This is a genomic window from Bartonella sp. AP20NXHL, from assembly GCF_042196165.1.
Lineage (GTDB): Bacteria > Pseudomonadota > Alphaproteobacteria > Rhizobiales > Rhizobiaceae > Bartonella.
The window spans coordinates 171,928-185,782 of record NZ_JBHIPV010000003.1; the positions used below are offsets into that span (position 1 = coordinate 171,928).

The window sequence follows — 13,855 nt, forward strand, 5'->3', positions numbered from 1 at the left end:
CTACCGTAGCTTACACTGAGTTTCCCTGTTATAAAGCAAATTATGCCATATAGAATTTCTTTAGAAAAGAAAAAAATGCATAAATACTTGAGATAAATAAAAACACAGTGCTTTATGCGTTTTTATGTTTGGGAGTTGTCAATGAATGTTCAAAATGTTCCTCAAATGACATTTGCTTTGGCTTATCCAATATCCGTACGTTCTCTACCTGCTAAAGGTATAAGGGTTCATCTTTGTGCAAATAAAAAAGAATGTACACATTTAGCCCAGAACCATAATTTAATTGAAGTAAAATCTTGTGAGGGAAAATTCCATATTTTCCCGTGGAAAAAACGCGGAGTGCGTATAAAAGGTCTATTGCAAGCGCGTATACTGCAGTTATGTGTTGTTACATTAGAACCATTAGAAAATATCCTTTGTGAAAATATTGAGGTTGTTTTTGTTCCTGAAGATTCAAATTTGATGAAGCCTAAAATATCAGAGGATACAGGAGAATTGTTTTTAGATGTGGAGGGGCTTGATACTCCTGAAGTGTTTTATGATGATAAAATTGATATTGGTGCAATCATGGAAGAGTTTTTTGAGTTGTCTATTAATCATTATCCACGTAAAGAGGGGATACAGATGAATATGGTTGAAAATTTAGAAGAAGCAGAGCAAAAATTCTCTCCATTTTCTGTTTTGAAAAATTGGAAGTGATTGTAAAAACATACAAAAAATATCTATTTGTATGCTAAACGGCATTTCTGCGGAGCGATATTTTTGCAAGATGTGCTGTGTGAGTGTTCAGGAGCCAAAAATCATAATATGTATTTAAAAATGAAAAGATGTGGGATATGCAAGCGTGATTAGAATTTCTGTGGATGTCATGGGCGGTGATTACGGTCCAGAAGCAGCTATTGCAGGAGCAGCAATTGTACAAAAATATTTATCAAATATTTATTTTCTGTTTTATGGAGTAGAGGAGGCTGTTCGTCCGGTTTTAAAAAAATATCCCTGTTTGGATTCTGTATCGCGCTTTTGCCCTACAGAAAGTTATACACGCATGGATGAAAAGCCAAGCCAAGCACTTCGTAATGGACGTGGTAAATCATCAATGTGGTACGCCATTGAAGCGGTAAAAAATGGTGAAGCTGATGCTTGCATTTCTGCTGGTAATACGGGTGCACTTATGGCCATGTCGTATTTTTGTTTGAAAATGCTTGCAGAGGCTGAGCGTCCTGGTATTGCGGGTATCTGGCCAACACTGCGCAGTGAGAGTATCGTTTTAGATATTGGAGCAACAATAGGTGCCTCGGCTAGTCAGTTGGTTGATTTGGCGGTTATGGGAGCGGGTATGTTTCGCGCTTTATATCACACTGAAAGACCAAGTGTTGGGCTTTTAAATGTGGGGGTGGAAGAGGTTAAAGGACTTTATGAAATAAAAAAAGCAGGAATGATATTGCGTGAAGTGCAATTAGAAGGATTGGAATATAAAGGATTTGTTGAGGGCAATGACATTGGAAAAGGAACGGTCGATGTTGTTGTGACAGAGGGGTTTTCTGGTAATATTGCTTTAAAAACCGCAGAAGGAACCGCGCGACAGATAGGAGAGATTTTAAACTCTGCACTGCGCAGTTCTTTTTTAACATCTCTTGGTTATTTTTTATCGCGAGGTGCTTTTCGTATACTGAAACATAAAATGGATCCCGATAGGGTGAATGGAGGAGTGCTTTTAGGTTTGAATGGTGTTGTTATAAAAAGTCATGGCAGTGCCAATGCTAATGGTTTTGCTTCTGCTATCCGCGTTGGTTATGAAATGGTTAATAATGGACTTTTAAAAAAAATAACGGCTGATTTACGGCGGTTTCATGAGAATAAAGAAACACTTCTTGACCAAGAAGATGAAGCGGTGATGAATGGAGAGTCCTTATGATAAGCTCTTATAATAGAAATGAAAAATTTGAAGAAAAGGTAAGAGCTGAATGATTCGCTCAATTATACGTGGTGTAGGAAGTGCTTTGCCAAAAAGAAGTTTATCAAATGATGAGATTGCAAAGTTTGTTGAAACGTCAGATTCATGGATTGTTCAGCGTACAGGAATACGCCAACGTTATATTGCCAGTGAAAATGAAACAACTGTTTCTTTAGGAGTTGAGGCTGCGCAAGCCGCCCTTATAAATGCTGGTCTTACAATAAAAGACATTGATTGTATTATTTTAGCAACGTCCACCCCGAATCGTACTTTTCCTGCTTCTGCTGTTGAAATTCAGCATGCTTTGGGAATGAGCCATGGATTTGCTTTTGATATTCAAGCTGTTTGTTCTGGTTTTATTTTTGCTTTAACAACAGGAGATTCTTATTTACGATGTGGAGCGGCTAAAAGAATTTTAGTTATTGGATCCGATACATTTTCTCGAATTTTAGATTGGGAAGATCGTACGACATGTGTTTTGTTTGGTGATGGTGCGGGTGCCGCTATTTTGGAAGCTCAAGAAATTGAGGGGACTATTGCTTTTGAGCGTGGTATATTGTCTACAAAACTGCGCTCTAATGGTGCTTATATAGATAAGCTATATGTTGATGGTGGACCTTCAACAACACAAACGACAGGCTATTTGCGTATGGAAGGACGAGAAGTTTTTAAATATGCTGTTGGTATGATAACGGATGTGGTTGATGATTGTTTTGCAGCTGCAGGTATGGATTCTTCACAACTAGATTGGTTTGTACCTCATCAGGCTAATAAGCGCATTATTGAAGCATCTGCTAAAAAGTTGGGAATTTCACTAGATAAAGTTGTGATTACCGTTGATCAACATGGTAATACGTCTGCCGCATCAGTTCCGTTGGCTTTAACAACAGCTGTTTGCGATGGAAAAATAAAAGAAGGAGATCTTATCATGTTAGAAGCCATGGGAGGTGGATTTACATGGGGAGCAATTCTTATTCGTTGGTAAATTATGGCTACTTGACCATATTTCAAGAAAACGTATAAGTCATTTTGTAATTTTAAATATTTTAATAGGTGGTTATAATGACAAGTAAGACAGTAACGCGTGCAGATTTAGCGAGCGTAGTTTGTAAAAGAGTGGGCTTGTCACATACTGAATCAGCAGCTTTAGTCGAATTGGTTTTGGATGAGATTTGCAACTCACTTGTAAGAGGTGAAGCGGTTAAATTATCTTCTTTTGCAACTTTTCAGGTTCGCAGTAAAAATGAACGTGTTGGACGCAATCCAAAAACAGGTGTTGAAGCACCTATTCCGCCGCGACGTGTTGTGACGTTTAAGGCTGCCAATGTCCTTAAACAGAGAATTTTAGATTCGCATCGTGCAAAACAGAAAAAATGATATCTCATAAATAAATGCCATGGTATGTTTGGTATTTGTTAAAAAAATGTATAAAATAAGGGTCTTTGTTTTTTAGAAAAAGACTGTTGAGTAAGTTGTCAATGATGGTCTTATTTTTGACTAATCTTGTTGAGAAATTGAGACAGAATGAGTCATTGTGAAGTAATTTATTTTGTTTTAAATAAGGTGTTGCAAAATGGATAAAAGCTCTGATGCTTTTCGCACAATTAGCGAAGTAGCGGAGTTATTGGAGCTTCCGCAGCATGTCTTAAGATTCTGGGAAACACGTTTTAGGCAGATTAAACCAATGAAACGTGGGGGAGGAAGGCGCTATTATCGCCCTGTCGATGTTGATTTGCTCAATGGTATTAAGCAGTTACTATATGATCAGGGTTATACGATAAAAGGTGTGCAACGCCTTTTGAAAGAAAATGGTGTTGCTTTTGTGACTGCATTTGGTAATGGTGATCTTGATGCTATGAATGTGGTCATAGAAAAGAAACATGCAGGACAAACTTCTGAAAATGCTAGTAATAAGCCTAAGAAATCTTCTTTTGGGCTTTTGAGTTTCATGAGGAATGAAGGAGAAACATCTGTCGGTTCTGTGAATCTTTACAAAGATAAAACTGATAAAGCATTGTTACAAGAGATTCTGTTTGAACTCATTGAATGTAAGCGTGTTCTTGATAGAGCACGATAATAATAATATTTTTTTATTTTATATGTGTTTCGTAGATATTTAGACGTTTTATGGATATGCTCAGAGTTTAATACGTTCAACGAGTGGTCATGTATCGTATATGTATATTTAACGAGTTTTTTATAAGAGTTTTTAATTTGGTAAAATATGAAGAGGAGAAAGAATAAACGCTGAGTTTTGCCATTTTTCTTTGATTTAGCTTTATAAAAATTAAGGCAATATCTCATCAGTGTAGATTGCGGGATGTATAATGCCATTGGCTTACCAATTCATGTGCTTGTTTTAAAGAGATGTTTCTTAAGGCTTCTTAATCTTATTTTACTATAATGCCTTGTGAATGATTAATGGTAAACTCGTTGAGTACTGCTATTTTTACATTTATAAAGAAGCAAGTCAGCATCATCATTATAGTTATAGTCGGTCCTCAATGATTGCAACAATCCTTAGCACTTTAGGCGGTTCATTGTGGGCATTTTAAAAGTTCTTTCTCAATAACTTTTATCCACACACTCATTCTGCTTGTTTCGTGCAAGCAAATGATTTTGATAGATTCAACATAAACATATTTAAAACGAGAGAAGCTTATGATATTCGAAACCTTATTTAATATGAATAACGATATATTACCATTATAAATCAATATCTTGTCTTTTTATAAGAGCTTATCTTACGAATAAGACATATCATTGTTCAGCTAATTTTACATATTTTTTATTAATAAATATAATCTTGTTTTCAGCCTTCTTGCTTGATGTTGCTATAATTATCGTAATGATCTATCCATGATAGTAGCAGCATCTTTTCATTATAAAAGTAAAAGATTAATGTTATTATTAATATTCAATTGTCTATGTTGTTTGCATTTAAACAGCTCATAGCTTACATTCAACTTTTTCACCAAACCACCTTGTAGAGAGAGCACGCGATTCTTTCTGGTGATAGGTAGTTGTGCATGAAACAAAAACACTACAATATCAAATTATTTCATTTTGTACAAAAATTGAAGATTTATAGTAAAAAAATTAACGTATTACCATCTTCTGTGATATTATGCATTTATTACACGTTGCAAATCTGGAGGTGTTGCCTCATTTGAGAGTTGTTTAATTGCATCTTCTACAGATAAAAGGGTTTGATTTGTACTTCCTAAGCGGCGCATATTTACGCTGTTTGTTTCAGCTTCACGTTTGCCACATACCAAAATTACGGGGACTTTTTGTAAAGAATGTTCTCGTATTTTATAGTTAATTTTTTCATTGCGGAGATCTATTGTTGCGGAAAGCCCAATAGCTTTAAGTTTTGCTGTTATTTTTTTGGCATATTCATTTGCTTCGGATGTAATTGTTGCAACAACAATTTGTTCAGGAGAAAGCCAAAGTGGCATATGTCCAGCAAAATTTTCGATTAATATACCAAGAAAACGCTCCATTGATCCAAAAATAGCACGGTGGATCATAACAGGTTGACGTTTTTCTGAATCTTTATCAATATAGAATGCACCAAAACGTTCAGGAAGATTAAAGTCTATTTGTGTTGTTCCACATTGCCATTCACGACCGATAGCATCCTTTAATGTATATTCAAATTTTGGACCATAAAATGCTCCTTCACCCGGAAGGATGCTTGTTTTGATTTGTCCTGCAAATTTTGTTTCAATCGTTTTAAGGACAGATTCCATGATACTTTCTGCATGATCCCATAATGCATCAGATCCAACTCGTTTTTCTGGACGTGTTGAAAGCTTAAGACTAATTTCTTTAAAACCAAAATCAGCATAAGTTGATAAAATAAGATCATTAATACTGAGACATTCATCGGCTAATTGTTCATCAGTACAAAAAATATGCGCATCATCTTGTGTAAAACCACGCACACGCATAAGACCATGTAAAGAGCCTGAAGGCTCATAACGATGAACAAGTCCAAATTCAGCAAGTCTAATAGGCAAATCACGATAAGATTTTAAACCATGTTTAAAAATTTGAACATGACCAGGGCAATTCATTGGTTTAAGGGCATAAACATTCCCATGATCTGAATCTTCTGCTGCTGGAATTACTTTGAACATATTCTCCTTATACCAGCCCCAATGACCAGATATTTCCCAGAGTGACCTATCGAGAACTTGTGGTGCATTAACTTCAGCATATTGATGATCATCAAGGCGTCTACGCATATAGCTGATTAAATTTTGGAACATTTTCCAACCTTTTTTGTGCCAAAAAATCATTCCTGGCCCTTCTTCTTGAAAGTGAAATAAGTCCATCTCACGTCCCAAGCGGCGATGATCACGTTTTTCAGCTTCTTCTAGCATATGGAGGTAGGCTTTTAAGTCATTTTCATTTGCAAATGCTGTTCCATAAATTCTCGTGAGCATTGGATTATTGGCATCGCCACGCCAATAAGCTCCTGCAACTTTCATTAATTTGAAAGCATTCCCAATTTGCCCTGTAGATTGCATGTGCGGTCCGCGACAAAGATCAAACCACTCCCCTTGATAATAAACTTTTAAATCTTGATTTTCAGGAATGCTATCAATAAGTTCAACTTTATAAAATTCCTTTTTCTCAGAAAAAATTTTTCTCGCTTTTTCACGAGACCAAATTTCTTTTCTAAAAGGTTTATTGCGCTGGATAATTTCACGCATTTTCTTTTCAATAACAGTGAGATCATCTAATGTAAAAGGTTGTTGGCGTGCAAAATCATAATAGAATCCATTCTCAATAACAGGACCTATTGTTACTTGCGTTTCAGGAAAGAGTTCTTGTACTGCTTCAGCAAGGACATGGGCGCAATCATGCCTTATGAGCTCAAGAGCGCGTGAATCTTCTCGGGTAATAATCTCTACTTGACCAGATTGTCCCAATGGATCCGATAAGTCTCGCGTGATACCATCAAGACTATAGGCGACTGCTTTTTTTGCAAGTGATTTAGAAATAGATTCTGCTAATTCCAAGCCTGTCATTTCGGCGGGGTAATTACGTTTTGAACCATCGGGAAAAAAAAGAGAAATAGAGCAAGACATAAAAACACCCTTTTAATCCAATTCCGCTAACGATTGCGGATGGTTTCGTGAAAATTGAGTAAAAAGCTTATAGACTGATTTTTTATCAATACATATGAAAAAAGAAAAGGATTATTTGTTGTGTTTGTCAGAAATTTTCCAGTAACGCCAAGGTTTATAAAAACAGCAAGAATTTCCAAGCGAAATAGGTACTGGATCAAAGCCATCTGTTCCAAAGGGCCCACAACGCATGATACGAAAGAGTCCCATCCATGCACCAGCCCAAAGCCCATGGCGTGCAATCGCTTCATATATATATTCTGAACAAGTCGGGGCATGGCGACACTGATTGCCTATAAGGCTCGAAAGTGTTATTTGATAGAAACGTATTAAGAAAATTCCCAATAATCGTCCGGGTGTTTTTTGCCAAGTGCCTGTGTAATTTCGAGTCAATTTTTTTTGTTGAGATTGTGATTTGAACATTTATTTTTCTTCAATTTGTTGAATGCAGTCTATCGTTGCATCAAAGGGTAGTAGTGTTGCTGTATGGCGCACTTTATAGTCTTTAATGGGCTGTAAGCAAGAAAAATCCTCAAATGGAGCTTGAGGAGAAGGACCATTTTGCGTTAGCATTTTGTAGATAACTTCACGCAATATTTTAAGATCTTGTGTTGTTTGTCCGATGATATGAGATGCTAAAAGTGAAGCCGAAGCTTGCCCTAGCACACATGCATGTATTTCGTGAGCAAAATCCGTAATAATACCATTTTCCACTTTTAAATCTACAGTGATTGTCGAGCCACAAAGATGTGCATGTTTTCTTGATGTTGCATCAGGATTATTAAGACGCCCAATTTTGCCTATATGTGCAGCATATTTAAGTATTTTATCATTATAGATATTATCAATCATGCACTATTGCCTGAAATTTTGAGAGTCGTGATTGTTTAAACTTTTAATTCGCTTATATAGAGATTATACAAAATGAAATAGGTATGGAGCAAATGCTTTGTATAGAGTAAGCTTGGAGTTTTTGAATGCGTAATGTTGTTAAAGAAGACGCAAATTTATCTGAAGAAAAGCGTCCGAGTATTGAAGAGGTGGAAGAAGCGATTCGTACATTACTCTTATGGATAGGGGAAAATCCAAATAGAGAAGGGCTTTTAGATACTCCAAAACGTATAGCCAAGGCATATCGCGAGCTTTTTAATGGTTATAGTCAATCTGTTAAAGAAACCTTAGGTACAGTTTTTGAAGAGGTTTCAGGATATAATGAATCCGTAATCGTAAAGAATATACCTTTTTATTCACACTGTGAGCATCATATGATCCCAATTATTGGGAAAGCACATATAGCATATCTTCCTAATGAGAAAATTGTTGGTCTTTCAAAAATTGTACGTGTTGTAGATATTTTTTCTCGTCGTTTACAAACTCAAGAAGCTATGACAGCGCAAGTGGCTCACGCGTTAAAAACGTATCTGAAGCCTCATGGTTTAGCAGTATTGATTGAGGCTGAGCACATGTGTATGGCTATGAGAGGAATCCAAAAACAGGGCTCTACAACAATTACAAAAAACTTTCATGGTTATTATGAAAAAGATCAAGCGGCACAAACACATTTTATGATGATGGTTCAAAGGTCATAGTAGAGCCCATATTTCTCGTAATCTCTATTAAGTTATAAGTGGTCTGAATAAAATAAATTATGAGAAAAAGAAAATTGGCTTGTACCTTTCTTTATGATTTGTTAAAGGCTAAAAACCAAGGTTTTTTCTTTCCACGTGCGGTCGTGGCGGAATTGGTAGACGCGCAGCGTTGAGGTCGCTGTGGGGCAACCCGTGGAAGTTCGAGTCTTCTCGACCGCACCAGTTAGCAGTGAGTCTCTCTATAATGAGATGAAGTTATGTTAGAGAGAGGGGATTTATACGTATTATAGAAAAATCTTTTTTGTATGTTATTTGTTGGTGTGTTTCTAAGAATGTTTCGTTTTTTATTACTTTATCTATGCATTTGAAATGTTATATTTTTATAAGGTGGGGTGAAATTGCAGTGAGAAGTATAATGATTCTGAGATATTTAACACTTCTTATTTGTATTTCTTTATTGCCAGCATGTAGTGATTCACGTGCTGTACTTTGGCATGGGGTGCATGCAACACCTTCTATGACTGCCGTAGAAAGGGAAGTTGGAGGGAAACCAGTTTCTCCAAAAGCCATCGTTCCAGTGTATGTTGCAACAAGTCGTATGATGCAAAATAATTACGCTCAACCTTATGGTGCAGAGCGATCAAATAAAGTTCATTATAATCGCGTTGACGTAGGAATTCCTCAGCAACATGTAAAGGGAGTTGTTGAAATAAATGCGTATAAACCTACACATGATAAGTATTTTGCAGCAGTAGCATTGCAAAAATACGATAATAAAGAACAGTTTAAACAGCAATTAAATGCTGCTTTAGCAAAAAAGCCAAAAGGAAAAAGAGAAATTTTTCTTTTTATCCATGGGTATAATAATAATTTTGCAGATGGTACATTTCGTACAGCACAGTTTACACACGATTATTCTTTAAATGTTGTCGCTGTGCATTATTCTTGGCCTTCTGCCGGATCTGTTCCTCTTTATATTTATGATCGTGATAGTGCTAATTTTGCCCGTGACGGATTGATAGAGCTTTTAACGCTTATTAGTGAAACCAATGCTGATCAAATTTCGGTTATTGCACATTCTATGGGCAATTTTGTTATAATGGAAGCATTTAGAACATTAGCTTTACAGGGAAAATATAGGCCTATTCGTCGTATTACAAGTTTATTAATGGCTGCACCCGATATTGATGTTGATGTATTTGAGCGCCAACTTAATGATATAAAAAAACTCCCGCAGCCAACAGCTATTTTAGTATCCAGAACGGATAAAGCTCTCGCGGTTTCAGGACGTCTTACGGGTGGACATCATCGTGTGGGCGATGGCTCAGATATTGAAATGTTGCGTAAAAATGGAATAGCTGTTCTTGATTTCTCTCATGTGGATGGGGGAGCACACAATGTCTTTGCATCTTCACCAACGTTGATGGCTCTTTCTCGAGAAGGTTCTTTAGCTTCCACAATTATGCAAGGTACAGAATTGTCACCTAGTCAAGCCCTTCTTGCTGATGGTAGTAGTGTGTTGGAGAAAACAACACATCTTATCCTTTATACACCTGTACGTTTTCTCTCTCCACGGATTCCACGTTGATAGTGAAAAGAGAGAAGGAGCTCCATCAAATAATGTATTGGAGGTAATGTTTTTTAGCACTTTCTTTAGAATGGTTTTGTAAAATGAAAAATAAATAGCGGGATGAATGTAAAAAACAGTCATTAGGTGAGTTTGTGATGATCACACGGAAACGCTATGTTAATACGCCTACAGTTGTTGATTATTTATCTCATTCCGCAATTAAGTTGTTAGACATTCATGCTATGCTTGTGAAGGTGAGAAAAGGTGATATGGGGGAAAAACCAAATTTATTGCGTCAAATTGATTCTACAAAAAAACAGTTAGATGAGATAAGCCATGCTCTTATTTTAGAATATCGTAAACGCCAAGAAAATGAGCGTTTTTTAAAACAAATTCTGCTATCCATTTCTGATCAACTTTTTGCACTTAATAATGGTTTTAAGGAAACAGGGCGTCTTTTTTTTCAAGAAGTTAGAATACTTCAATCTCAGATGCAATGTTTATATGAGGGAAAGGAGAGGCTGCATTTGTTGAATAGCCAAGAATCTTTTTGTTCTCCGTCAAAGATTGATGAGGTCATTAAACAGTTACAAAAAGCACGAGAAAAGCTTATTCTTGAAAGCCCACATCTCTTTGAAAAAAGCACAAAAGCTAAACAATAAAAGTTCTTTAGTTGAGCAGATAGATAATTTGAATTTTACAGCAAACAACGCTGTTAGATAGAAGGCTATAACCTTTTTAAAGAAAAGAATTTGCTTTAAAAAATGAAACACATGTATTTTATAATCACACTCTTTATCGCATTAAAGCTTTAGAAGACTTTGGTTATATCTTTGCTAAAGTTAAGGCTGATGAATCAGGTGGCTTTATTGAAGAAAATGTTTGTGAAAAGAATTTACAAAAAACTTTCTGATTCTTTTAATAATAGCCCGCCGGATAATTTTGCCAATGTTATGAAGTTGTTAGTATATTCATTAGAAACTTAAATTTTAATATTTTCCTTGGTATAAATTAGCTGAATTTAAAGCATTAAAAAAGAAGTTTGATAAAAATAACATGTTTTGTAAATTCACGTTCATCTCTACCTTCTCTTGGATTTAAAAACACTTGGAAAATGAATAAGCTACACGTAATTAAAAAATATATGGTACCCCCAGAGGGTGGAGCGGGCTTTTGCAACAAGATTCAAGTTATGTAAATATGTGCAAGAGCTATTGATGCAGATAATTTTTTATGTTCCAATAAAAAATTAAGTATTAAAGAAAAAATCTCAAATCAGAAATTAAAGGTGATCTAAGAGGTGGACGAGAGGGGCGTTAAGTGAGGGCTATTCATTGGTTATCAGTATCATTCGTCAAGTCATCTTCACAGGGTAAATTATTGAGATGGGGCAGGGCTATGGTTGAATGTTCTAAAAGACAATACACGCTCTTGGTTTTTTCGCTATACGCACCACAATAAGCGCCGTGAAATGGGACTTGGTCCTGTTACGAAACTCTATTTAAAAAATTAGATGCCATACCAGCCGATCAAGAAGCGGCTGCTTTAATACGCTTACAGATTGAAAATTGTTGTGCGCCTGACATTGCAGTGTTGCGTTTTGCTTGTGTGGATGATTTAAAAAATCAATCGGATTATCAACGAAGTCAAGCTGCTTTTAATTGGTGTGAGGGGCGCTTAAAACCTCTTCATATTGGGCTTGACCGACGGCGCCAACATGTTTTTGGTGTTGATCTTGCCAGATCGGGCGATGCGACGTCGATTGTGGTGATGGAAGTGGGACAAGATTTGGTGCGCCGTGTTCGGTTTATGGTGGAATTGCGCAATACGCCGTTTGACCAACAAAGAGAAATTTTATTTTATGTGGTGAATAGTTTGCCGCGTTTGTTGGGGGGCGCTTTGGATGCACGGGGCAATGGGGCTTATTTAGCCGAAAAGACGGCGCAGCGTTATGGGGGGCTTGTGAAGGAAGTACAATTGTCGCAAAGTTGGTATGGCAAAGAAATGCCGGCTTATTTAGAAGCTTTTGGGGATGGGCTAAACAAAGCCTTTCCAATTTTTGGCAATGGTTGAAGAGTTTTTTTGTTCGCGAAAAGCTCTCTGATGCTGCCAAGGCTGGTATGGAACAAGCCGGCGAAGATTTAGCAAGTTGGATTGTCGATGGTTTTATGGGCACCATCTCACAACTGACAGATTTTTGTAAATCTTTGCCCCATCGCATGAAGGGGTGGATTGGTTCCATTGATGTAAGAGAGTTTTTGCCAAGTTTTTTGGGGGGCAAAACACCAATCCAGCCCATAGCACAATTTGCGGGGGCGGGGCGTGCAAATTCCCCTTTCACAGAAGCAAAAGGCAAAGAGCGCTCCACCATCACACACAATCAAAATGTCACGGTGCATGTCAATGGCGCCCGTGATCCTGTTGTCACTGGTCGTGCGGTTGCCCATGCCATTCAACGGGCACGCGCTAATGCCCTGTATGGCGGGACAGAATGATACGGGTTACAGAATAAGGGAAAAGACGGCGTGCTGGAAAGAACACAATGAGGGGAGGGATGAAGTGCTAGGAGGGCGCAATGGTAGGAGAGATGCAATGATACGTTTCGAAAGAGATGACGTGCTGGAAGGGATACAATCAATGGGAGGGAGCCTATGAGAGATCCTTTGATGATGTTAGGTCCGCATCAATTTTATGTGGACTGGCTGAATTTCCAATCTTTTGAAGAAGAGCTTTCTGCCTCATGGGTTTGTATGGAGTGTTTTGGCAGGTCCCCCAGTTTGCAATTTACCGGCTATGGCAATGATGCAAAGACCATTCATGGAGTTTGGTTTCCAGAAGAATTTGGGGACCGGGTAGCGATAGATGCCATCACTACAACTATCCGAAGAGCAAAGCCTGTCCAGATGCTTCGTTGGATCAATGATACCCCACCTATAGTGTCCTTCTCCATGGACCCGTAGTAATCACCACGATCAATAAAGACCATGACTATATCAGTCGCTCTGGTCAATCCCAGCGCATCCGCTATTCCATTACGCTCTTGCCCTTTTTTAATGGCGGAAAACCACAAGGACAATACCAAGAGAGACAATATCAAATGGGGTATTACCAAGAGGAACCTACCCCATGAAGATACCCAAAAAGCGCGTTATTGTAGAGCTAGAGGATATGAGCCTCGATCTCCTTTGCTTTCACCATGTCATGGCTGTGTTAGGAGACCGGAGGCAAGCTGGTTTACTCAAAGGCTATTTAGAAGCCACACTGGAAGCTAATCCAGAGATTGCCAAATATGGTGTGTTTTTACCGCGGGGCTTAAAGGTCATTTTGCCTGAATTTGTGTTGTCTAATCCCCAAAGCATGGTGAAGCGGTTATGGGATTAATGCGTACACACCCTTTTATTGTGGTCAAGGTGGGAGACAAACCTGTTCATGAGGTTTTTTACCAGCGTCTTTTAACCGCAACGATTACGGACCATGCCGGGAATGAAGCCGATACATTTGAAGCAGAGTTTGATGATAGTGGTAATGATTTAGAGGTTCCCTCAAGCAATAGTGCGCTACAGGTGATCTTTGGTTATGAGAACAGCATCAGTGCATTTAT

General features: G+C 37.6%; 13 protein-coding genes, 1 tRNA gene and 4 pseudogenes. 15 read left to right on the forward strand and 3 right to left on the reverse strand.

Features of this window, described 5'->3' with window-relative positions; translation table 11 throughout:
* Window positions 1-141 precede the first annotated feature (141 nt).
* The 5 genes from ACFILL_RS03110 (at window position 142) to ACFILL_RS03130 (ending at window position 4,031) form a co-directional block, all read left to right on the forward strand.
* Window positions 142-699 (forward strand): DUF177 domain-containing protein, encoded by a 558-nt coding sequence (locus ACFILL_RS03110; protein ID WP_273791380.1) that lies wholly within the window; start codon window positions 142-144, stop codon window positions 697-699.
* A 145-nt stretch (window positions 700-844) separates the two neighbouring features.
* Window positions 845-1,915 (forward strand): phosphate acyltransferase PlsX, encoded by a 1,071-nt coding sequence (gene plsX / locus ACFILL_RS03115; RefSeq protein WP_273791379.1) that lies wholly within the window; start codon window positions 845-847, stop codon window positions 1,913-1,915.
* A 49-nt stretch (window positions 1,916-1,964) separates the two neighbouring features.
* A complete protein-coding gene (locus tag ACFILL_RS03120) occupies window positions 1,965-2,939 on the forward strand; it encodes a beta-ketoacyl-ACP synthase III (RefSeq protein ID WP_375643170.1) in 975 nt (324 codons plus the stop codon).
* A gap of 77 nt (window positions 2,940-3,016) precedes the next feature.
* Window positions 3,017-3,331 carry an integration host factor subunit alpha gene (locus ACFILL_RS03125; protein ID WP_273791377.1) on the forward strand — a complete coding sequence of 105 codons (315 nt, stop codon included), beginning with the start codon at window positions 3,017-3,019 and terminating at the stop codon, window positions 3,329-3,331.
* A gap of 196 nt (window positions 3,332-3,527) precedes the next feature.
* On the forward strand, window positions 3,528-4,031 hold the full coding sequence (locus ACFILL_RS03130; RefSeq protein WP_273791376.1) for a MerR family transcriptional regulator: 504 nt from the start codon (window positions 3,528-3,530) through the stop codon (window positions 4,029-4,031).
* A gap of 1,048 nt (window positions 4,032-5,079) precedes the next feature.
* Here ACFILL_RS03130 and thrS read toward each other — a convergent pair.
* The 3 genes from thrS to ACFILL_RS03145 form a co-directional block, all read right to left on the reverse strand.
* Complete coding sequence (gene thrS / locus ACFILL_RS03135; RefSeq protein ID WP_375643169.1) at window positions 5,080-7,056, reverse strand: threonine--tRNA ligase; 1,977 nt, start codon at window positions 7,054-7,056, stop codon at window positions 5,080-5,082.
* A gap of 111 nt (window positions 7,057-7,167) precedes the next feature.
* The gene (gene yidD / locus ACFILL_RS03140; protein WP_273791374.1) at window positions 7,168-7,518 is read right to left on the reverse strand and encodes a membrane protein insertion efficiency factor YidD; all 351 of its coding nucleotides are present in this window, start codon (window positions 7,516-7,518) and stop codon (window positions 7,168-7,170) included.
* Window positions 7,519-7,947 (reverse strand): iron-sulfur cluster assembly scaffold protein, encoded by a 429-nt coding sequence (locus ACFILL_RS03145; protein WP_273791373.1) that lies wholly within the window; start codon window positions 7,945-7,947, stop codon window positions 7,519-7,521. It lies immediately after the preceding gene.
* A 125-nt stretch (window positions 7,948-8,072) separates the two neighbouring features.
* Here ACFILL_RS03145 and folE point away from each other — a divergent pair, with 125 nt between their 5' ends.
* The 10 genes and pseudogenes from folE to ACFILL_RS03195 all read left to right on the forward strand — a co-directional run.
* On the forward strand, window positions 8,073-8,684 hold the full coding sequence (gene folE, locus ACFILL_RS03150; RefSeq protein ID WP_273791372.1) for a GTP cyclohydrolase I FolE: 612 nt from the start codon (window positions 8,073-8,075) through the stop codon (window positions 8,682-8,684).
* A 137-nt stretch (window positions 8,685-8,821) separates the two neighbouring features.
* Window positions 8,822-8,906: transfer RNA gene (locus ACFILL_RS03155), tRNA-Leu, on the forward strand.
* A gap of 193 nt (window positions 8,907-9,099) precedes the next feature.
* Complete coding sequence (locus ACFILL_RS03160) at window positions 9,100-10,272, forward strand: alpha/beta hydrolase (protein WP_375631276.1); 1,173 nt, start codon at window positions 9,100-9,102, stop codon at window positions 10,270-10,272.
* A 137-nt stretch (window positions 10,273-10,409) separates the two neighbouring features.
* Window positions 10,410-10,916: a hypothetical protein gene (locus tag ACFILL_RS03165; RefSeq protein ID WP_273791370.1), complete on the forward strand. Its 507-nt coding sequence runs from the start codon at window positions 10,410-10,412 to the stop codon at window positions 10,914-10,916.
* A gap of 658 nt (window positions 10,917-11,574) precedes the next feature.
* A pseudogene (locus ACFILL_RS03170) lies at window positions 11,575-11,761 on the forward strand (Arm DNA-binding domain-containing protein); the annotation flags it as partial.
* Window positions 11,761-12,291, forward strand: a pseudogene (locus tag ACFILL_RS03175) (hypothetical protein); the annotation flags it as partial. The pseudogenes ACFILL_RS03170 and ACFILL_RS03175, both read left to right, overlap by 1 nt.
* A gap of 32 nt (window positions 12,292-12,323) precedes the next feature.
* Window positions 12,324-12,749, forward strand: a complete 426-nt coding sequence (locus tag ACFILL_RS03180) for a hypothetical protein (protein ID WP_375643168.1) — start codon at window positions 12,324-12,326, stop codon at window positions 12,747-12,749.
* 156 nt (window positions 12,750-12,905) lie between these two features.
* Window positions 12,906-13,384, forward strand: a pseudogene (locus ACFILL_RS03185) (phage tail protein).
* Window positions 13,381-13,635: a tail protein X gene (locus ACFILL_RS03190; protein WP_375643167.1), complete on the forward strand. Its 255-nt coding sequence runs from the start codon at window positions 13,381-13,383 to the stop codon at window positions 13,633-13,635. Before ACFILL_RS03185 ends, ACFILL_RS03190 begins: the two are co-directional and overlap by 4 nt.
* Window positions 13,626-13,855: pseudogene (locus tag ACFILL_RS03195) on the forward strand (late control protein); the annotation flags it as partial. The gene ACFILL_RS03190 and the pseudogene ACFILL_RS03195, both read left to right, overlap by 10 nt.